This is a genomic window from Pararhizobium sp. (assembly GCF_035497515.1).
Classification (GTDB): Bacteria; Pseudomonadota; Alphaproteobacteria; order Rhizobiales; family Rhizobiaceae; genus Pararhizobium.
In genome coordinates, this window is sequence record NZ_DATJDJ010000152.1 from 73,441 (window position 1) to 92,098 (window position 18,658).

19 protein-coding genes and 1 riboswitch are annotated in these 18,658 nt (G+C 61.5%); of the genes, 11 read left to right on the top strand and 8 right to left on the bottom strand.

The window, feature by feature from the left end; translation table 11 throughout:
• Window positions 1-69 precede the first annotated feature (69 nt).
• Complete coding sequence (locus tag VL202_RS15290) at window positions 70-891, top strand: SDR family oxidoreductase (protein WP_325464953.1); 822 nt, start codon at window positions 70-72, stop codon at window positions 889-891.
• A gap of 42 nt (window positions 892-933) precedes the next feature.
• A riboswitch (cobalamin riboswitch) is annotated at window positions 934-1,145 on the top strand.
• Window positions 1,146-1,188: 43 nt separating this feature from the next.
• Entirely contained in the window at window positions 1,189-1,881 is a 693-nt protein-coding gene (gene bluB / locus VL202_RS15295; protein WP_325464954.1) for a 5,6-dimethylbenzimidazole synthase, read from the top strand.
• On the opposite strand, the gene VL202_RS15300 is transcribed toward bluB, so the two are convergent.
• From VL202_RS15300 to VL202_RS15315, 4 genes are all read right to left on the bottom strand, one after another.
• The gene (locus VL202_RS15300; RefSeq protein ID WP_325464971.1) at window positions 1,882-2,910 is read right to left on the bottom strand and encodes a DUF2865 domain-containing protein; all 1,029 of its coding nucleotides are present in this window, start codon (window positions 2,908-2,910) and stop codon (window positions 1,882-1,884) included.
• Window positions 2,911-3,171: 261 nt separating this feature from the next.
• Window positions 3,172-3,816, bottom strand: coding sequence for an acyl-homoserine-lactone synthase (locus VL202_RS15305; protein WP_325464955.1), 645 nt, complete (start codon window positions 3,814-3,816; stop codon window positions 3,172-3,174).
• Window positions 3,817-3,994: 178 nt separating this feature from the next.
• Window positions 3,995-4,732, bottom strand: a complete 738-nt coding sequence (locus tag VL202_RS15310) for a LuxR C-terminal-related transcriptional regulator (RefSeq protein WP_325464956.1) — start codon at window positions 4,730-4,732, stop codon at window positions 3,995-3,997.
• Between the two features lie 165 nt (window positions 4,733-4,897).
• Window positions 4,898-7,210, bottom strand: coding sequence for an NADP-dependent malic enzyme (locus VL202_RS15315; protein ID WP_325464957.1), 2,313 nt, complete (start codon window positions 7,208-7,210; stop codon window positions 4,898-4,900).
• 203 nt (window positions 7,211-7,413) lie between these two features.
• Here VL202_RS15315 and VL202_RS15320 point away from each other — a divergent pair, with 203 nt between their 5' ends.
• Window positions 7,414-8,253 (top strand): UDP-2,3-diacylglucosamine diphosphatase, encoded by an 840-nt coding sequence (locus VL202_RS15320; protein ID WP_325464958.1) that lies wholly within the window; start codon window positions 7,414-7,416, stop codon window positions 8,251-8,253.
• Window positions 8,254-8,346: 93 nt separating this feature from the next.
• On the top strand, window positions 8,347-9,567 hold the full coding sequence (locus tag VL202_RS15325; protein ID WP_325464959.1) for an MFS transporter: 1,221 nt from the start codon (window positions 8,347-8,349) through the stop codon (window positions 9,565-9,567).
• Here the strand turns inward: VL202_RS15325 and dgcA are convergent.
• A complete protein-coding gene (dgcA, locus tag VL202_RS15330) occupies window positions 9,519-10,502 on the bottom strand; it encodes an N-acetyl-D-Glu racemase DgcA (RefSeq protein ID WP_325464960.1) in 984 nt (327 codons plus the stop codon). The genes VL202_RS15325 and dgcA overlap by 49 nt on opposite strands.
• A gap of 141 nt (window positions 10,503-10,643) precedes the next feature.
• On the opposite strand from dgcA, the gene VL202_RS15335 reads away from it, so the two are divergent.
• The 4 genes from VL202_RS15335 to VL202_RS15350 all read left to right on the top strand — a co-directional run bounded on the left by VL202_RS15335 (window position 10,644) and on the right by VL202_RS15350 (window position 14,914).
• Window positions 10,644-11,786, top strand: coding sequence for an ABC transporter permease (locus VL202_RS15335; protein WP_325464961.1), 1,143 nt, complete (start codon window positions 10,644-10,646; stop codon window positions 11,784-11,786).
• 35 nt (window positions 11,787-11,821) lie between these two features.
• Entirely contained in the window at window positions 11,822-12,637 is an 816-nt protein-coding gene (locus VL202_RS15340; protein ID WP_325464972.1) for an ABC transporter ATP-binding protein, read from the top strand.
• Window positions 12,638-12,729: 92 nt separating this feature from the next.
• Window positions 12,730-14,100 carry an MlaD family protein gene (locus VL202_RS15345; protein WP_325464962.1) on the top strand — a complete coding sequence of 457 codons (1,371 nt, stop codon included), beginning with the start codon at window positions 12,730-12,732 and terminating at the stop codon, window positions 14,098-14,100.
• Window positions 14,101-14,299: 199 nt separating this feature from the next.
• Window positions 14,300-14,914: an ABC-type transport auxiliary lipoprotein family protein gene (locus tag VL202_RS15350; protein ID WP_325464963.1), complete on the top strand. Its 615-nt coding sequence runs from the start codon at window positions 14,300-14,302 to the stop codon at window positions 14,912-14,914.
• 11 nt (window positions 14,915-14,925) lie between these two features.
• Here VL202_RS15350 and VL202_RS15355 read toward each other — a convergent pair whose 3' ends face one another.
• On the bottom strand, window positions 14,926-15,189 hold the full coding sequence (locus tag VL202_RS15355; RefSeq protein ID WP_325464973.1) for a BON domain-containing protein: 264 nt from the start codon (window positions 15,187-15,189) through the stop codon (window positions 14,926-14,928).
• Between the two features lie 157 nt (window positions 15,190-15,346).
• Here VL202_RS15355 and VL202_RS15360 point away from each other — a divergent pair, with 157 nt between their 5' ends.
• On the top strand, window positions 15,347-15,619 hold the full coding sequence (locus VL202_RS15360) for a hypothetical protein (protein WP_325464964.1): 273 nt from the start codon (window positions 15,347-15,349) through the stop codon (window positions 15,617-15,619).
• Between the two features lie 72 nt (window positions 15,620-15,691).
• Here VL202_RS15360 and hemF read toward each other — a convergent pair whose 3' ends face one another.
• Complete coding sequence (gene hemF / locus VL202_RS15365; protein ID WP_325464965.1) at window positions 15,692-16,603, bottom strand: oxygen-dependent coproporphyrinogen oxidase; 912 nt, start codon at window positions 16,601-16,603, stop codon at window positions 15,692-15,694.
• 209 nt (window positions 16,604-16,812) lie between these two features.
• On the opposite strand from hemF, the gene VL202_RS15370 reads away from it, so the two are divergent.
• Together VL202_RS15370 and VL202_RS15375 are read left to right on the top strand one after the other, a co-directional pair.
• On the top strand, window positions 16,813-17,073 hold the full coding sequence (locus VL202_RS15370; protein WP_325464966.1) for a hypothetical protein: 261 nt from the start codon (window positions 16,813-16,815) through the stop codon (window positions 17,071-17,073).
• Between the two features lie 89 nt (window positions 17,074-17,162).
• Window positions 17,163-18,368 carry an MFS transporter gene (locus VL202_RS15375; RefSeq protein WP_325464967.1) on the top strand — a complete coding sequence of 402 codons (1,206 nt, stop codon included), beginning with the start codon at window positions 17,163-17,165 and terminating at the stop codon, window positions 18,366-18,368.
• A gap of 14 nt (window positions 18,369-18,382) precedes the next feature.
• Here the strand turns inward: VL202_RS15375 and VL202_RS15380 are convergent.
• Window positions 18,383-18,658 (bottom strand): MerR family DNA-binding protein (locus VL202_RS15380; protein WP_325464968.1); only part of this gene is annotated, 276 nt, incomplete at its 5' end.

The following is an 18,658-nucleotide window of genomic DNA, read 5'->3' on the forward strand; positions in this document are numbered from 1 at the left end:
ATTGTATATCACGCTTCCGCCCGGCAATCGGGCGGAAGTTTTGTGCGTCATCACCAATGGAGGAATGAAATGAGCAAGGATCATGGCCGGCTTGACGGCAAGATCGCCATCGTTACCGGTGGGACGCAGGGCCTTGGGGCAACGATCGCCAGCCTGTTTGCCGAGCGCGGCGCCGCCGGCATCGTCATCTGCGGGCGCAATGTTGCAAAGGGTGAGGCCAGGGCCGCGGAGATCCAGAAGGCGACCGGCACGAGGATCGTCTATGTGCAGGCAGATCTCGGAGAAGTCGCGGATGCGGCCAAGGTGGTCGCCGCCTGCGACGTGGAATTCGGTCGCGTCGATGCCTTGATCAATGCCGCCGCGATCACCGATCGCGGCACGATCCTCGATACCAGCCCGGAACTGTTCGACCGCATGTTCGCCGTCAACGTCCGCGCACCGTTCTTCCTGATGCAGGAAGCGATCAAGGTCATGCGCCGGGAAAAGATCGAGGGCACGATCGTCAATATCGGCTCGATGTCGGCCAAGGCCGGCCAGCCGTTCATCGCCGCCTATTGTGCCTCCAAGGGGGCGCTGGAGACGCTGACCAAGAACACGGCCTATGCCGTGCTTCGCAATCGCATCCGTGTCAACGGCCTCAACATCGGCTGGATGGCGTCGGAAGGCGAGGATCGCATCCAGCGGGAATTTCACGGCGCTGCCAGCGACTGGCTGGAAAAGGCGGCCGCGAGCCAACCCTTCGGCCGCCTCGTCGATCCGGCCGAGGTGGCGCGTGCCTGCGCCTACCTCTCGTCCGCTGAGTCCGGACTGATGACAGGTTCGGTGATCTGCTTCGACCAGTCGATCTGGGGCGCCTATGACGGTTCGCCACATCCGGAAGCGGCGATGTGATATCGCATGAGTGGGCCACCTTGCATTCGGCCACCCGCTATGTGCATATCTGAGACGTCAGGTGCCCGTGCAAGCGGGAGAATCGGGAATTCGGTGAGAATCCGGAACGTGCCCAACGCTGTGACGGGGACGACTTTGTATTGCGGAACCTTGAATTTTTTCAGGTTTCTGCCACTGAATCCTCAACGGATTTGGGAAGGCGGCAAGGTTGGGTGATCCGCAGTCAGAAGACCGGCCTGGCGAGATGGACTGACCCGCGCGGACGGCGGGAGGTTGCGCATTGTTGGGGATCAAACGATGCTGACTGAACCGCAGGGCCGCCTTGTGAAGGCGGATGCATTTTCATTGGACGAGCGCGCCGCCGTCTACCGCGCCATCGAGACCCGCCGCGATGTCCGCGACCAGTTTCTGCCGAAACCTGTGCCAGATGAAGTGATCACGCGATTGCTGGCCGCCGCCCATAGCGCGCCCTCGGTCGGTTTCATGCAGCCCTGGAATTTCATCGTCGTGCGCGACGAGAAGAAGCGCTCCGAGGTGTTCCGCGCCTTCCAACGCGCCAACGAGGAGGCGGCGCTGATGTTCGAGGGCGCTGCGCGCGACACCTACCGTTCGCTGAAGCTCGAGGGCATCCGCAAGGCGCCCGTCAGCATCTGCGTGACCTGCGATCCGACACGGGCCGGCAAGGTCGTTCTCGGCCGCACCCACAATCCCCGCATGGATGCCTTCTCGACGGTCTGCGCCGTGCAGAACCTCTGGCTTGCTGCGCGTGCCGAGGGTATCGGCGTCGGCTGGGTCAGCATTTTCCATGACCGGGATATCAAGGCAGTACTGGGCATTCCCGATCACATCGAGATCATCGCCTGGCTGTGCCTCGGCTTTGTCGACACGCTCTATGCCGAGCCGGAACTGGCCGTCAAAGGCTGGCGCCAGCGCCTTCCGCTGGACGAACTGGTCTTCGCCGATGCCTGGGGTGTTCGCTCCGGCGAATGATCAGTTGGTCTGCTGCGGCTGGTAGCCGGGGCCAGCTGGGTGTCGCAGGTCGATCGCGCTTTCCTGCGAGGGCAGGAAGCTCGGGCCGACCACGCGCACCTTGCTGTTGGCCGGATCATAGGGCCGATCGACGACCATGCTCCGGGGGGGCTGCTTTTCCAGCGACTTGCGCGTCGTGATTATGACGATGCCGCTGCCGTCGTCCGGCGTGCTCTGGTTGGTCGCCGTCTGACCGGCCGGCGTGCAGCCGCACTGGCCGGGCTGGCTCAGGTCCCGCGTCTTGTAGGCAAAGGCCGTCGGCAGGTCGGCATAGGGTTCGCCGGTCGAGGCGGAGACCATCTGGTCGGTCTCCTCGGTGGCCAGCGCATGGTAATAGAGCGTCGTCTCCGCGCCCGGGCAACGCCGCTGGCAGGTTTCGGCGTCACGCTGAAAATCTGCCGGGCTGGCATTGGAGGAAATCGGGAAGAAGGCGCCGTCGCAGGTTCGCACACAGAGGGTGCGAAGGCTGCCTTCATAATCTCCGGAAAGCCCTGAAATATCGGGAAAACCACTGCTGCCGCGCATCGTCGTGAAGCCCTCGCTGATCGGTGGCAGGTCGCTCAGGATATTGCGGTGGGTTTCCGGCTCTTCCGCCGCGGCCTTCAGGATTTCCTCCTGCTCCTCGGCGCAGCCGTTGACATCGAGGGCGGCCATGATGCGACGACGACTGATCTCGCTGTCGCTGCCGGAGACGAGATATTCACGCCGCGCCTTCAGCGTCTGGAGGTTCATCTCCATCTGCGAAATGTCGGTGCTGAGGTTTTCGCAGGCCTCTTCCTTCGGGTCGCCGACGATGATGACGCTGCCGGTGCTGCATCCAAGACGCCGGCGCTCGCCGCGCGCCTTGCGCAGGTCGAGATTCTGGCGGGAAATCGCACCGGTATAGTCGCGCAGATTGGCGTTGGAGGCGATGATTTTCGGCAGGCTCGAAAGGCGCGCATTCAGCCGCTCGCACACGGCCGAGGCATCGGCGGTGGTCGTCATGACCATCAGAAGCGGTGCAAGAAGCGCCGCGAAGCGAACCGAACGGAAGACCACTGTTCTCTCTCGCCTGAATGAACGTCTTTTGCTTTTTGCCATGCGCGCCGCAGGTTCATCACGGCTGCAATGGATCGTCGTTCACATCATAGCTTCATTCGAAAACGGTGCAATGACGACCGTCGGTGAGCGTTAACGGGCGGGCGGAAAACTTTGAAAATGTGGCGGGAGAGCCGGGATGGCGGCTCTCCACGCGGGCGTCGGTCGTCCGCTTTATGCTGCCCGTGCCATCTCGAGCGACATCGGCCGTTCCAGCACCGGCCGGCCGATTTCCGCCACCGCCTTCATCGTGTCGAGCAGATCGGTGGTGACCGCCCAGCTGACGGCGACGGCATGCACCGAGCCGATGCGATGGGGATCGCCGATCCGCTCGCCGGGGCAGCCCATCCGCCGGAACATTCGTTCCAGGAAAACATCGGTGACGGTAACGATATGGCTCAAGCCCGAGGCCAGCCCGAGTTCTCCGACGCCGCACATGAGTTCGGCGGCGGCGATCGTCACCTGATTGGACCCGCGATCCTGGGAAATCATCGGATCGATGCAGAAGCGGCTGGATTCCCAGATCGAGGCACTGCGAACCTGAGGATTGTCGCCGAGCAGGATCGGGAAGGTGTCGTCAAGCATGTTGGGGCCGAGCGTCGGCAACAGGCGCAGAGCGCCGCGGAGCCTTCCGGTTTCGTCGGAATGGGAAAGCACATAGATCGGGTTGGCATCGTCGTAATGGTCGATTTCCCAATCGCCGCGCACCGCGACGTCCCATTTCAACAGGTCATGGAAGACGTGTTTGCGCAGCTTGAACATGGCGTCGAGTTCAGCCGGGTGCCGCCGGGCGGCGTGGGCGTTCAAAATCCTGATCATCGTTTGCTCCTGTGGTCGAAAGCCGGGAGCAAATGCTGTCAGGGAACGGCAGTCCGCGAAACTGTCGGTAGTGACAGGTTCACGATGCACGCCGCCATGTTACGAAAACCAGTGCGTCCTTTAAGGACGCACTGGAGGAGAGAAGAGACGGTGGGATCGCAGGACGGCGAAGACCGGCTTAAAGCGCCGAGATGAGGTCGCGCCGGACGGCCTGCGCGACGGCCTGGGTGTTTGAGACGACGTTGAGCTTGCGGCGGGCATTGGTCATGAAGAAGCGGACGGTACGCTCGGAAATGCCAAGGATCGTGCCGATCTCCCAATAGCTCTTTCCTGCCGCTGCCCAGCCGAGCACTTCGGTCTCACGATGAGTCAGCGTCTTGCCGCAATGGTCCGGCAACTGGATGCGATTGTCGTTTTCGAGAAGCGAGGCATGGAAGAGATTGGCCAACAACTGGAAATCGCGCAGATGGCAGCGTTTGTAAGCCGGCCAGTCTTCAGCCCTTATGTCGGCCTGGATGGCGAGAAAGGCGATCCGCCGCGTCGGCGTCGAGAGCGGCAGCGTCACCCCCTCGAGCCCGTGGCCGAGATCGGCGGCTGCGGCAAACAGCGGCTCGCTTTCGGGATGCAGCTTGCGGGCTGTCGCCCAGTCCACCGGCCGCACGCCACCCATGGTCATCTTCAGGACGGGATCGATCCGCCGGAACCCGCCATCCATATAGGCGCGCAGGCTGCCGGCACTCAGCGTGTGGTGCAGGCGGTGAATGGCAAAGCCCGCCGCCAATATGTCGGCGTCGAAGTAAAGCAAGTTCGCAATGCTGAAAGTGCCGCGCATCAGGTCGAAAAACCGTGTTGGCTCAACGAGTTTCTCGTTTTCCATAATGTCCAGCAGGTCAAAGAACGCCTGTTGGTCAGCCATGCCGCATACCCTGTTATTTTATGGGTTTTAGCATGGTAACGGTTTCAGTCTTTGTCCAGCGCAATCTTCGGTAAATTTAATATTTGTAAAAAATTAAGCCTATGATTGCATTTTTGAGCTGTAGTGGCACGACATGAGCCGGCAGTGGCCGGCTCATGGTTTGGATCATGCCGGATACGACGCCTCGACGACCGCGAGAGCGGCCATGTTGACCACGCCGCGCGATGTCACGGACGGCGACAGGATATGGGCGGGAAGGGCCGCTCCAAGCAGGATCGGGCCGACATGCAGGCTGTCCGTCATGGTCTTGACGACGCCGAGCGTGATGTTGGCGGCATCGAGATTGGGAAAGACCAGAAGATTGGCTTCGCCGGCCAGCGTGCTGTTGGGCATCACACGCTTGCGCAAAATCTCCGAAATGGCGGAATCCCCGTGCATTTCACCGTCTGCCTCGAGATCCGGCTCCCGTTCGCGAACGAGCTGCATCGCCTTGCGCATCTTCGTGGCGCTCTCGGAATCGCGCGAGCCGAAATTGGAATGCGAGACGAGGGCGGCGCGCGGGGTGATGCCGAAGCGGCGGATTTCCTGCGCGGCCATGATCGTCTTTTCCGCAACTTCTTCGGCGCTCGGATTGAAGGTCACGTAGGTGTCGGTCATGAAGGTCGCGCCGCGCTGGGAGATCAGCAGGCTGAGGGCGGAGAAGTCGAGAACGCCCTCGCGCTTGCCGATGATCTGGGAAACATCGCGCAGGTGGCGGCTGTAGCGGCCTTCGACGCCGCAGATCAGCGCATCGGCCTCGCCGCGCCGGACGGCGAGCGCGCCGATGACGGTCTGGTTGGTTCGTACGATCGTGCGGGCTGCTTCGGGAATGACGCCGAGACGGCCGACCAGCGAGAAATATTCGTCGACATAGTCGCGGAAGCGCGGATCGCCTTCCGGGTTCACCACTTCGAAATCGGTATCCGGCCGGATGCGCAGGCCGTAGCGTTTCAGGCGAGCCTCGATGATCTGCGGGCGGCCGATCAGGATTGGCCGCGCCGTTCCGTCTTCGAGCAGGACCTGGGCGGCGCGCAGCACGCGCTCGTCTTCACCTTCCGCGAAGATGACTCGGTTTTTCTGGGCGTTCTTGGCCGCCACGAAAATCGGCTTCATGATGAAACCGGAGCGGAAGACGAAGCGGTTGAGCTGGTCGAGATAGGCATCGAAATCGCCGATCGGCCGATTGGCGACGCCACTGTCGGCGGCGGCCTTGGCAACCGCCGGCGCGATGCGCAGGATCAGCCGCTGGTCGAACGGTGAGGGGATCAGGTAATCCGGGCCGAAGACCGGTGTTTCGCCCGAATAGGCGCGGGCGGCGACATCCGACGGCTCCTCGCGGGCAAGGGCGGCGATGGCGCGCACGGCCGCCATCTTCATTTCCTCGTTGATCGTCCGGGCGCCGCAATCGAGCGCCCCACGGAAGATATAGGGGAAACACAGGACATTGTTGACCTGGTTGGGGAAATCGGAGCGGCCAGTGCAGATCATCGCGTCCGGACGGGCGGCGCGCGCGACCTCCGGCATGATTTCCGGATTGGGATTGGCAAGCGCCATGATCAGCGGCTTTTCGGCCATCTGGACCAGGAGTTCGGGCTTCAAGACACCGGCGGCCGAAAGGCCGAGGAAGACGTCGGCGCCGGCAATGTTGTCGGCCAGCACGCGATTGCTGCTCTCCTGGGCGTAGATCGACTTCCACTCGTCCATCAGCACTTCGCGGCCGACATAGACGAGACCTTCCAGGTCATGCACCCAGATGTTTTCCGGCCGCGCGCCAAGCGTCACCAGCAGATTGAGGCAGGCGAGCGCTGCGGCACCGGCGCCGGACGTGACGATCTTCGCTTTCGCGATGTCCTTGCCGGCGAGTTCAAGGCCGTTGAGAATGGCGGCGGCGACGATGATGGCGGTTCCGTGCTGGTCGTCATGGAAGACCGGAATATCCATCTTCTCGCGCAGGCGACGTTCGACCTCGAAACATTCCGGTGCCTTGATGTCTTCAAGGTTGATGCCGCCGAAGGTCGGCTCCAAAGCGGAGATGACATTGACCATCTGGTCGATCTCGGGCGCGTCGATCTCGATGTCGAAAACGTCGATGCCGGCGAATTTCTTGAACAGGACGGCCTTTCCTTCCATCACCGGCTTGGAGGCCAGCGGCCCGATATTGCCGAGGCCGAGCACGGCCGTGCCGTTCGACACGACGGCGACGAGGTTCGAGCGGGCGGTATAGTCGGCGGCCTTCGCCGGATCGTCACGAATGGCGAGACAGGGGGCCGCGACCCCAGGCGAATAGGCAAGGGCAAGGTCGCGCTGGTTGCCGAGCGGCTTGGTGGGCTGGATCTCGAGCTTGCCGGGGCGCGGATAGCGATGGAAGAACAACGCTTGCTCGTCGAGGTCGCCGCTTGCGGGAGCCGTAGGTGTCTTGGCCTTGTCGCCGGTGCTCATAATGTCAATTCCTCGCATTTCGTCGCGGCTCTTTTTGCATGAAACGAACCGCCCGTACAGTTTCGAACGGACTGTTTGTGGTTGGTTTTCCGAAACAGGTGTCTTGCCCGGCGGGGCGGCGTTGCACAGGTTGTCATTCTCCTGAAACAAGAGTCTGTTTTTGAAGGCCTCCGAGAACGCCCGATAGAATTTTGCGAGGCAACATGACCGAGAAAGAGCAAGAGCCGTCCATCCGGCATTTCAGGACCCTGTTCATTTCCGACGTTCATCTGGGGTCGAAGGCGGCCAAGACCGACTATCTTCTTGATTTCCTGCGCGTGACGGACGCCGAGACCATCATCTTGATCGGCGACATCGTCGACGGCTGGCGGTTGAAGCGCAGCTGGTACTGGCCGCAGTCCTGCAACGATGTCGTACAGAAGCTGTTGCGCAAGGCTCGAAAGGGGAGCCGCATCATCTACATCCCCGGAAACCATGACGAGTTCATGCGGGATTTCCCGGGCGTGCATTTCGGCGGTATCGAGGTCGCACAGCGCCATATGCACGAGGGGGCCGACGGGGTGAAATACCTCGTCCTGCATGGCGACGAGTTCGATGTCGTGGTGCGCAACGCACGCCTGCTCGCCTATCTCGGCGACTGGGCCTATGACATGGCGATCGCCATCAATATCGGACTGTCCGCCGTGCGGCGCCGTTTTGGGCTTCCCTACTGGTCGTTTTCCGCCTGGGCCAAGCTGCAGGTGAAGCACGCGGTGAATTTCATCGGCGAATTCCAGAAGGTTGTTGCCGAAGAAGCGCGCCGGGAAAACGCCGGCGGTGTCATCTGCGGCCATATCCACCATGCGGTGATCGAGGATATTGGCGACATTCGCTATATCAATACCGGCGACTGGGTCGAAAGCTGCACGGCGATCGCCGAGCATCACGACGGCACGATGGAACTGATCACCTGGCGGCACCTGAGCGGAGTTCCTGTCGTGAAGGAAGATACGTCCGAAGTCGAAATGATGATGGTACGGGCGCTTTCGCAACAGGCTGCCTGAAAAGTGTACGGGTCGGGGATGTAGGGAAATCTAGCTGCTGGCGTGGTTGCGCGCCACTGTGATAAATCATGGATATCGTATTCAGGTCATTTCATGATTCCCTCATCACCGCCTCCTTTTCATGAGGCCGCGCCGGCCTATTTCGTGCCGCGCATTGCCTTGCTGTTCTGTGCGCCATTGATCATCAACGGCTTCGCCATGCCGTATTTTCCGGTCTGGCTGAGCACGCTGTCACTCAGCGATTTCGAGATCGGCATCATCCTGGCGGTGCCGATGTTCGTGCGCGTCGTGACGGCACCGCTGGTCGGCTTGCTGGCCGACAGGATCGGGGAACGGGCAAAGGTGCTGATCTGGTCGGCCGTGCTCTCGCTGCTGACCGCCCTGGCTTTGTTCGTTTCGCACAGTTTCTGGTTCGTGCTGATCATCTATGCGCTGCAAGGCGGCGTCTATTCGCCCTATGTGCCGATTGTCGAGGCCATCGCGCTGACCGGCGTGCGGCGCTGGGGTTTCGATTATGCGACCATGCGCGTGTGGGGGTCTGTCGCCTTCATCGGCGCAACGATGTTCGGCGGGGTGATGATCGGGCTTTTCGGCGGCGCGATGGTGCTGCCGGCGATGGCGGGCGGCTTCCTGCTGATGATCCTTCTCACCTTCGTCGCACCGCGTGTCGGCAAGCCTCGCCGTCCGTCCACGCTGACGACGCTGACCGAGCCGCCGCCGAAGGCGCTGCGCAAACTCGACCTGCAACTGCTGCTGATCGGCGTGACCCTCGTCAACGGCAGCCATGCGATGCTTTTCGCCTTTTCGGCGATCTATTGGCAGCATATCGGCTTTACCGGCACCGAGATTGGCCTTCTCTGGAGTGCCGGCGTCGCGGCCGAAGTGGCGATGTTCTTCTCGGCGCGCTGGGTCATCCGCCGGTTCAGCCTTTGGACGATGATCTTCTCGGGGTGTATTTTTGCCGTCGTCCGCTGGATCATCTTTCCGATGGATCTCGGCTTCTGGGGCTATTTCATCCTCCAGTGCTTCCACGCCTTCACCTATGCCATCATGCATACAGGCATGCAGAACATTCTGGTGCGGCGGGTTCCGGAAGAGCAGGAATCGTCCGCGCAAGGCCTGTATTTCTTCTACACCGGCATCTTCTCGGCGATTTTCACCTTTACGGCTGGCTACTTCTATACCCGTTTCGGTGTTGACGGATTTTACTCGATGTCGCTGGTCGCCTTTGTCGGCTGCTGTTCCGCGTTCGCGGCCTGGGTCCTTCAACCCCAGAGGGCGGCCGGCGGCGGGAAGACCAGCGAGGCTTCGTAACGCAGGCCGAACTCGCGGTCCTGTGCCAGCAGCAGCGGCCCGTCGAGATCGACGAATTCCGCCCCCTGCGCCAGAATCACGGCCGGCGCCATGCCGAGCGAGGTGCCGACCATGCACCCGGCCATGATTTTCAGGTTCAGCGCCCGGGCAGCGTCGCGCATGCGCAGTGCTTCGGTGAGACCGCCGGTCTTGTCGAGCTTGATGTTGACAGCATCATAGAGCCCGGCCAGCTTCGCCAGGTCCTCGGTCTTGTGTACGCTCTCGTCGGCACAGACCGGGACGGGGCGGGCGATGGTGCCGAGAAATGCGTCCTTGCCGGCTGGTAGGGGCTGTTCGATCAGCGAAACGCCGGCATCGAGGCAGGCTTCGAAATGATACGCCAGATTGTCTTGCGTCCAGCCTTCGTTGGCATCGAGAATGATGGCGCTGTCAGGAGCCGCAGCGCGCACGGCGCGGATGCGCGAAGCGTCATCCGCCGTTCCGACCTTGATCTTGAGCAAGGCCCTATGGGCGTATTTCGTCGCTTGCGCCGCCATCGCGTCCGGCTCCCCGAGCGACAGCGTGTAGGCGGTGGTCAGCGCCAACGGCTCTTCGACGCCGGCGATTGCGGAGGCACGCGTGCCTGCCGTTTTCGCCTGAAGATCCCACAGCGCGCAATCGACGGCGTTGCGGGCGGCACCGGCGGGCATTGCGTCGCGCAGTTGCGCCCTGTCCATGCCCGATTCGATCTGCGGGCGGATAGCGTCGATCGCGGCAAGCACGGTGTCGATCGTCTCACCATAGCGGCCATAGGGCACGCATTCTCCGCGTCCGATGAAACCGGCTTGCGCGAGCGTGCAGGTAACCACCGATGCCGTCGTCTTGCTGCCCCTGGAAATGGTGAAGCTGCCGGCGATCGGGAAATGTTCGACGGCGGTTGTCATTGCGCGTTTCATCTATGTCTCCTGTGGCAACCATATCTCAGCGACCAACCGTTTGGCGCGGAAACGTTTCAATCGGTGACAGATGATGCCCGAGCGGCTATGAGTCGCTTACATTTTATCAAATGCAGCCATCTCCGGAAGACAAGAACAGACGTGACGCGTTCGCAAGTGAAAAACGACACCGAGGTGCAGCTGGAAGACGCTGGCAATGGTGGCAGCAAGGTCTATCGTTTCAGCGGCGATTGGCGCAGCGTCTCCATTCACACCGTCATGCCGCAGCTTGACCAGTTGGCATCAAAGAGTGGAACTGCGAGTGAAGTCGATCTCAGCGCCGTCACCGCCATGGACACGGCTGGCGCCTGGGTGGTTCGTCGATTCCTGACGAAGATCGGCGATGCGAAGCTGACAAGCGACAATCCGCGCTATCTGGAACTTCTCGGTGCCTTGCCCGAGCAATTGCCGGAACCGAAGGAAGACAAGAAGAAGACGGCTCCCATTTTTTCGCGGTTCTTCGCGGCGATCGGCAAGTCGGTGGTCTCGGCCTGGGAGGACTCGGTCGCCGCCATGTTCATTCTCGGTTCGGCGGTGCGGGGCGCACAACTGAAGCTTGGTCGGCGCAGCGGCCTGTCGCCGGCGGCGATCGTCAACCAGATCGACCGCATGGGCGTCCAGGCCGTGCCGATCATCCTTTTGATGTCCTTCCTGATCGGCGCGATCATCGCCCAGCAAGGCGCGTTCCAGCTGCGCTATTTCGGCGCCGAGCTGTTCGTCGTCGATCGCGTCGCCATCCTGCAATTGCGTGAAATCGGCGTGCTTTTGACCGCGATCATGATCGCCGGCCGCTCGGGAAGCGCGATCACGGCAGAGATCGGCTCGATGAAGATGCGCGAGGAGATCGACGCGCTGAAGGTCATGGGGCTCAGCCCGATCGGCGTTCTGGTGTTTCCACGCCTTGTTGCCCTGACGGTGGCGCTGCCGCTGCTGACGATCATCGCCAATTTCGCCGCGCTGACGGGGGCTGCGGTCGTGACCTGGAGCTATTCCGGCATCACCTTTGCCACCTTCCTGGCGCGCCTGCAGGAAGCGGTCGATTTTTCCTCTGTGCTGGCGGGGATGATCAAGGCGCCGTTCATGGCGCTGATCATCGGTGTCGTCGCCGCGGTCGAGGGCTTGAAGGTCGGTGGCAGCGCCGAATCGCTCGGCAAGCATGTGACGCAGTCGGTGGTGAAGTCGATATTCGTCGTCATCCTGGTCGACGGCCTGTTTGCAATCTTCTATGCGTCGATCAATTTCTGATGGAAGAGATTTTACCGATGGCGACCACTCAGGAGATGACGGCGAGGGAGGGCGATGGACGCGCGTGGGATGGCGCGGAAGTCATCCTGTCCGTGCAGGACCTGACCGTCGGTTTCGGCTCCAACATCGTGCTCGACAAGCTGAACCTTAATATCTATCGCGGCGAGATCCTCGGCTTCGTCGGCGCGTCCGGCACCGGCAAGTCCGTGTTGATGCGCACGGTGCTCCGCCTCCTGCCGCGCCGTTCCGGCTCGATCAAGATCCTCGGCGTCGAATACGACGCGGTGAGCGAAGAGGAGCGCACGGCGCTCGACATGCGACTGGGCGTGCTCTTCCAGCACGGCGCGCTGTTCTCGTCGCTGACCGTCCGGGAAAACATTCAGGTTCCGATGCGCGAATATCTCAACCTGCCGCAGGAACTGATGGATGAACTGGCACGGCTGAAGATCGAGATGGTGGGACTGGCGCCGGAAGCGGCGGACAAGTTCCCCTCCGAACTCTCCGGCGGCATGATCAAGCGGGCGGCGCTGGCGCGTGCGCTGGCGCTCGATCCCGACCTGGTTTTCCTCGACGAGCCGACCTCAGGTCTCGATCCGATCGGGGCCGCCGAGTTCGACAACCTGATCGCCAAACTGCGCGACACCCTGGGATTGACCGTGTATATGGTGACTCACGACCTCGATAGCCTGTTTTCCGTTTGCGACCGGATCGCTGTGCTGGGGAAGAAGAAGGTTCTGGTCGAGGGAACGATCGAGGACATGCTCGCCTGCGACGACGAATGGGTCACGTCCTATTTCCAGGCGAAGCGCGCGCGCTCGATCGTTCGTGACAATGACAAGAAGGCCTCGTGACGGCGGGCGGGCATGATGATCGCCTGTGGTCGCGCGTGATTGATTGAAGCAGGGAACCGCGTGAGCGGCGTCCCCTATGGGTACCGGTAGCAATGGAAACAAAAGCCAACTACGCCATCGTCGGGTTTTTCACCGTCGCGGTCATTTTCGCAGCCTTCGGCTTCGTCTACTGGATGTCTCAATATGGCCGCAGCGGCGAAATGGTGGAACTGGTGGTCAGCATTCCCGGTTCCGCCAACGGCTTGAGCGTCGGCTCGCCGGTGCGCTTCAACGGCATTCCCGTCGGCTCCGTCCGCAATCTGGCGATCAACGCCAACGATCCCCGCTATTCCGTCGCCGTGACCGAAGTCTCCGCCGATGCGCCGGTCCTGAAATCCACCACCGCGACCCTGGAAATCCAGGGACTGACCGGTGCCGCCTATATCGAACTCAGCGGCGGCAACAAGGGTGAGGAAAACATCCTGCAGAAGGCGCTTGAAAGCGGCAATTCGGCGCAGATCACCGCCGACCAGTCCAGCGTCACCAGCCTGCTTGCCACCGCCGACAAGATCCTGGATCGGGCAAACAGCGCGATCGGCGACATCCAGGGCTTCGTCAAGGACGTGCGCGGGCCGCTCACCAACACGATCTCCAATGCCGACCGTTTCACCAAGTCGCTGGCTGACAATTCCGAAGGGATCGACACGTTCCTGAAGAGCGTCAGCGCGCTCTCGACCTCGATCACGGCGGCCGCGGGCAAGCTTGATTCGACGCTGTCGGCAGCCGACACGCTGGTGAAGTCCGTCGATCCGAAGAAGATCGACCATATCGTCAGCAATGTCGAAAAGATCAGCAACGATCTCAGCGTCGCTTCTGGCGGCGTCTCCGAAACGATCGCCAGCTTCAAGAAGACGGCTGAGACCTACGAACGCTTCGGCGAAAAAGCGACGGCGTCTCTCGATCGTGTCGATACGCTGATCGCCGCCGTCGATAGCCAGAAGGTGACAGGCGTCGTCAACGACGTCTCGGCCGCAAGCGCCGATGCCCGCAAGGCGGTCGCCAATATCGCCGAGCTTGCCGATCGCATCAGGGGCCGTCAGAAGGACATCGACCAGACGATCACCGATGTCACGCAGATGGCGAACAAACTGAATGCCGCATCGAGCCGGGTCGACGGCATCCTGGTCAAGCTGGACGGGTTCCTCGGCGATGCCGACGCGCCGTCACTCTCGGCCGATGCGCGCGCGACGCTCGCCTCGTTCCGCAAGGTCGCCGACAACCTGAATGCGCAGATCGGCCCGATCGCCGATAATCTCAAGCGTTTCTCCGGCTCGGGTCTTCGGGATATCGAAGCTCTGGTCAGCGATACGCGCCGCACGGTGAAAACGCTCGATACGACGATCTCGACCTTCGACAAGGATCCGCAACGGCTTCTCTTCGGTGGCGAAACCGTCAAGCAGTACGACGGCCGCACCCGCCGCTAGGCGGGCCGGGGAGACCGCGTCAAATCGTTTGATGTCCTGGTCGGAATCAGGCTTTGCATGATGGGCGGCTCCATGCGTGGCAAGGCTGCAATCCCGGCCGGGTTTTTGCCTCATCCCGAGGCATAAGCGCCGCTTTTGGGCTTGTTTTGATGCGATCAGTGTCTAAGTTGCTGCTGATTGGCGAAGGATAGTGTTTGAAATGAATTTTCCGGACGTGCTGTTTGGTCCAAAGGCAGGATTGATCCGGGCCTGCGTGGTGTTTTTGGTGGCCGCATCCCTGTCGGCCTGCGCCGGCAAGGCAAACAACGATACCTATGGTCTTTCCGCATCGCCTGTTGTCGAAGGGCCGGCATCGACCAGCAAGCAAATCCTCGTTCCCGAACCGACTGCGCTGAAGGCGCTCGACAGCGATCAGGTCGTGATTCGTCTTTCCGGTTCCGAAATCCAGTATCTTGCCGATTCGCAGTGGAGCGACCGGTTGCCGAAGATGGTACAGTCGAAGCTCGTTCAGGCTTTCGAAAATACCGGCAAGATCGGCGGCGTCGGCAAGCCGGGCGAGGGGCTCGCCATCGATTATCAGGTCATCACGGATATCCGCTCGTTCGAAATCTCGACGGATGGCGCCGATACGGCTATCGTCGAGATTTTCGCCAAGATCGTCAACGACCGCAATGGCACCGTGCGTGCCCAGAAGGCGTTTCGCGCCACAATGCCGGTGAGCGGCAGCGGCCACCCGGCCTTCGTCGCGGCGCTTGACCGTGCCTTCGCAGACGTGTCGGCCGATATCGTCGGATGGACGCTGAAGGCGATCTAGTCGGAGACGTCCTAAACGACCGTTATCCGGTTGACGATCTCGGCCACGCCTTCCACGGATCGTGCGGCTTCCTCGGCCCTGTCGACCTCTTCAATCGTCGCGACCGTTCCGGTGAGCAGAATGGTGTTTCCCTTCGAGACCACGGTAACATCAGAGGCGTCGAGCCCATCGACCATGGTCAGGCAGTCGGCGACTTTCGTTTCGAGGTCGGCCTGATTCTGTGGGAAAAACGCCTCCGGCGCCTCGCCGTGAAATGTGCGTTCCTTGAAAACCATGGTTGCGTTCTCCCGTGTTGGATATCGTCCAACAACGCATTCGAAACGCTTTTGTTCGACCCTGTTCCATTCGAAACAGCGTGGATCGGTGCCTCGTGAGATTGTTGGGTCACTGGATGAGACGAACTCATCAGCAACCAACAGAGGAGAAACCATCATGCGCAAGTTCATCATTTCCGCCACAGTCGCCATCGTCGCAGCCGTCTCGTTCGCCGCTCCCTCGCAGGCCGGCGGCTTCTCGATCGGCTTCGGCGGCCACGGCCATCACGGTCACCATGGCCACCATCACGGCGGCAACTTCTCGGTCGGCTTCTATGACGGCGGTTACTACGGCGGCGGCTACTACGAGCCTTCCTGCTTCATCAAGAAGGTGAAGCGCTGGGACAAGTGGGGCAACCTGCACATCAAGAAAATCCGCGTCTGCAATTGATCTCCCCAATTCAATCACGAAAAACCCGGCCGTTTTGCGCGGCCGGGTTTTTCGTCGAACCCGTTCGCCCGATCAGGGCCAGCGAACCACCGGCGGCATCGAGGACAGGATCGAATTGACATTGCCGCCCGTCTTCAGGCCGAAGATCGTGCCGCGGTCGTAGAGCAGGTTGAATTCGACATATCGACCACGGCGCACCAGTTGCTCGTCGCGATCCTCTTCCGTCCACGGCTTGTTGAAGTTCGCGCGCACGATCTTCGGATAGACCATGCTGAAGGCCTTGCCGACATCCTGGGTGAAGGCGAAGTCGGCATTCCAGCCGCCCTCGTCCTCGCCCGAATGCTGCCAGTCGTAGAAGATTCCGCCGGTGCCGCGCGGTTCGTTACGATGCTTGAGGAAGAAATATTCGTCGCACCAGTCCCTGAAGCGCGGATAGTCCGCGACCGGATGCCGGCGGCAGGCGATTTCCATTCCCTTGTGAAACAGCATCGTATCGGGATCGGTCTGCGTGCGGCGGCGGTCAAGCACGGGCGTCAGGTCGGCGCCGCCGCCAAACCAGTGGCTGGTCGTGACGACCATGCGGGTGTTCATATGAACGGCGGGCACATTTGGGTTGACCGGGTGGGCGATCAGAGAGATGCCGGAAGCCCAGAAGCGTGGATCTTCGTTGGCGCCAGGAATCTGGCCACGGAATTCCGCCGAGAATTCGCCATAGACGGTGGACGTATGCACGCCGACCTTTTCGAAGACCCGGCCTTCCATCATCGACATGCGACCGCCACCGCCCGCACCCTCGTCGCGGCTCCAGTCTGTGCCGACGAAACGGCCGGGCTCGCGATCGGACAGCGGGCCGGTCAGTTCATCCTCGATCGTCTCGAAGGCCGAGCAGATGCCGGTGCGCAAGGTTTCGAACCAGGCCTTCGCCTTCGATTTCTTGTCCTCGATATCCGCAGGCAATCCCTGCGGCAGGTCCGGTCGTTGCATGGGCGTATTCCTGTTCGACAGCACTGGAAGCGGCATAGCTCGGCCGATTCACGTCCGGGGTGACGTCTCACATTTCTGCCATGGTTGGCAACGGTGGACTGGTAATTCGGTCGTTGTGTCACAGCGATCCAAGCCGAATTTGCGACTCGCAAAAACAGGGATATCTCCCTATCTTCTCACCTGAGGCTCCGCTGGAGAAGGGTGAGCTTATGGCGAGAATTCCCGCAGGGCCACCGCTGGATGGCCTGAAGCGACAGATCGACCGGTACCGGAATGGAACCACACGCGGTGGTGACAGCCTGTTTGTACGCGAAACCTTCCGGCTCGATCGCGATCATGCGCGGCAGAAGGCGCAGGAATGGTTCGATGCCTGGCCGAAAGCGGCCTACTGGACGGAGGTGGAGAGTTGGCGCCTGCTCGATGGCGACCAGATCGAGTTCACCATGCGGCGCTTGCCGACGGCCGACTGAGCCTTTCTGCCTTGCCTTCGCAACGGGCCGCGCCATGGTGACGGTGCCCATCCCCGCTCGATTCGAGCCTCTCTTTCTGAAGTCTTCCCATGATCGTTTCGCACCCGGCTGTCCTGCGTTCCGTCGCCGTCCTGTCGATCACGCAAATCATCGCCTGGGGCACGATGTTCATGGCGATCTCCGTGACCGGCGAGGCGATGGCGGTCGACCTGCGTCTCAGCCGGGGCACGATTTTCCTCGGTCCGACGGTCATGCTGGTCGCGATGGCTTTGTGCTCGCCGCCGGTAGGCCGGCTCTACAATCTCTACGGCGCGCGGCTTGTGCTGGCGGGCGGTTCGCTACTTGCTGCCCCCGGTCTGTGGCTGCTTTCCACCTCGGATAATGCATATGTCTATTTTACCGCCTGGGGCATTCTGGGTTTTGCCGGCGCTGGATGCCTCACCACGTCGGCCCATGTATTCCTGGCCGAACTGGCCGGCGAGGGTGCGCGCCGTGCGATCGGCGCGCAAATGCTGTTCATGGCGCTGGCGCCGAGCCTGTTCTGGCCGGTCACCGACTTTCTGCAGGCGGAGTTCGGCTGGCGCGGTGTCTGTGCGATCTATGGTTGCCTGATGCTGTTTGTCTGCCTGCCGCTGCACCTCTGCGCCCTGCCGAAGACGAACCGACCTTCGGCTACGAACGATAGCGGGAAATCTGCGTCTATCCAGGGCGGCCAGGGACGGCGGATCATCGTGCTCATCACGGCGGCGATCGCGCTGAACGGTTTCGTCACTTGGGGCTTTCAATTGGTGATCATCGACCTGTTCCGGAGCTTCGACGTCGCCGACTATCTGGCGGTCGGCTTCGGCTCTGCTATCGGTTTCATCCAGATGTCGGCACGACTGTTCGATTTTCTCGGCGGTAACCGGTGGGACGGGCTAAAAACCAGTCTCGCCGCTGCCGTGATCATGCCGCCATGTCTACTGGTTTTGGCTTTCGGCGGCGGTGCGGAATGGTCTATCTTCCTGTTCCTGCTGCTCTATGGGCTTTCGAGCGGGGCCATGTCCGTCGGTCGGGCGACATTGCCGCTGGTGTTTTTCAAGCCGGCTGATTATGCCGATGTCGCGGCGCGGCTGGCTCTGCCGCTCAATCTCGCCTTTGCCGCTGCGCCACCCTTCTTCACTATGGTTCTCAGCGCATATGGAAACCGCGTCGCTCTGGCCTTCGCGCTGCTCTGCGCGCTCGGCACGCTTGCCAGCATGGTGGCCTTGAGCAGGTTGGCGAAATCTGACGGATATGCTGCGGCAGTTCGCTGACCAAACCAGCGCCGCTATTCGTCGGGATGCTCGAGCAGGTAGGCTCCGGCACCTTTTTCCGACAAGGCGTCATAGGGGTTGCGCAGCGGACAGTCGCTCATCGACAGGCAGCCACAGCCGATGCAGGAGGTCAACTGGTCGCGCAGCGCCGCCAGCTTGGCGATCCGTTCGTTGAGGTCCGCCTTCCAGTTGCGCGACAGGCGCTCCCAGTCACTCGCCAACAGCGGTCGGTCGTTCGGAAGCGACGACAGCGTCTTCTGGATATCGGCGCGCGGGATGCCGGTGCGCTG

What these genes read in the sequence shown, in the direction of transcription:
- hemF (WP_325464965.1), bottom strand. Translation starts at nt 16,603, where the DNA reads ATGCAACGACCGGACCTGCCGCAGGGATTGCCTGCGGATATCGAGGAC.
- VL202_RS15310 (WP_325464956.1), bottom strand. Translation starts at nt 4,732, where the DNA reads ATGGCTGACCAACAGGCGTTCTTTGACCTGCTGGACATTATGGAAAAC.
- dgcA (WP_325464960.1), bottom strand. Translation starts at nt 10,502, where the DNA reads ATGAAACGCGCAATGACAACCGCCGTCGAACATTTCCCGATCGCCGGC.
- VL202_RS15355 (WP_325464973.1), bottom strand. Translation starts at nt 15,189, where the DNA reads ATGGTTTTCAAGGAACGCACATTTCACGGCGAGGCGCCGGAGGCGTTT.
- VL202_RS15305 (WP_325464955.1), bottom strand. Translation starts at nt 3,816, where the DNA reads ATGATCAGGATTTTGAACGCCCACGCCGCCCGGCGGCACCCGGCTGAA.
- VL202_RS15350 (WP_325464963.1), top strand. Translation starts at nt 14,300, where the DNA reads ATGAATTTTCCGGACGTGCTGTTTGGTCCAAAGGCAGGATTGATCCGG.
- VL202_RS15360 (WP_325464964.1), top strand. Translation starts at nt 15,347, where the DNA reads ATGCGCAAGTTCATCATTTCCGCCACAGTCGCCATCGTCGCAGCCGTC.
- VL202_RS15345 (WP_325464962.1), top strand. Translation starts at nt 12,730, where the DNA reads ATGGAAACAAAAGCCAACTACGCCATCGTCGGGTTTTTCACCGTCGCG.
- VL202_RS15320 (WP_325464958.1), top strand. Translation starts at nt 7,414, where the DNA reads ATGACCGAGAAAGAGCAAGAGCCGTCCATCCGGCATTTCAGGACCCTG.
- VL202_RS15340 (WP_325464972.1), top strand. Translation starts at nt 11,822, where the DNA reads ATGACGGCGAGGGAGGGCGATGGACGCGCGTGGGATGGCGCGGAAGTC.
- bluB (WP_325464954.1), top strand. Translation starts at nt 1,189, where the DNA reads ATGCTGACTGAACCGCAGGGCCGCCTTGTGAAGGCGGATGCATTTTCA.
- VL202_RS15300 (WP_325464971.1), bottom strand. Translation starts at nt 2,910, where the DNA reads ATGGTCATGACGACCACCGCCGATGCCTCGGCCGTGTGCGAGCGGCTG.
- VL202_RS15290 (WP_325464953.1), top strand. Translation starts at nt 70, where the DNA reads ATGAGCAAGGATCATGGCCGGCTTGACGGCAAGATCGCCATCGTTACC.
- VL202_RS15325 (WP_325464959.1), top strand. Translation starts at nt 8,347, where the DNA reads ATGATTCCCTCATCACCGCCTCCTTTTCATGAGGCCGCGCCGGCCTAT.
- VL202_RS15315 (WP_325464957.1), bottom strand. Translation starts at nt 7,210, where the DNA reads ATGAGCACCGGCGACAAGGCCAAGACACCTACGGCTCCCGCAAGCGGC.
- VL202_RS15375 (WP_325464967.1), top strand. Translation starts at nt 17,163, where the DNA reads ATGATCGTTTCGCACCCGGCTGTCCTGCGTTCCGTCGCCGTCCTGTCG.
- VL202_RS15370 (WP_325464966.1), top strand. Translation starts at nt 16,813, where the DNA reads ATGGCGAGAATTCCCGCAGGGCCACCGCTGGATGGCCTGAAGCGACAG.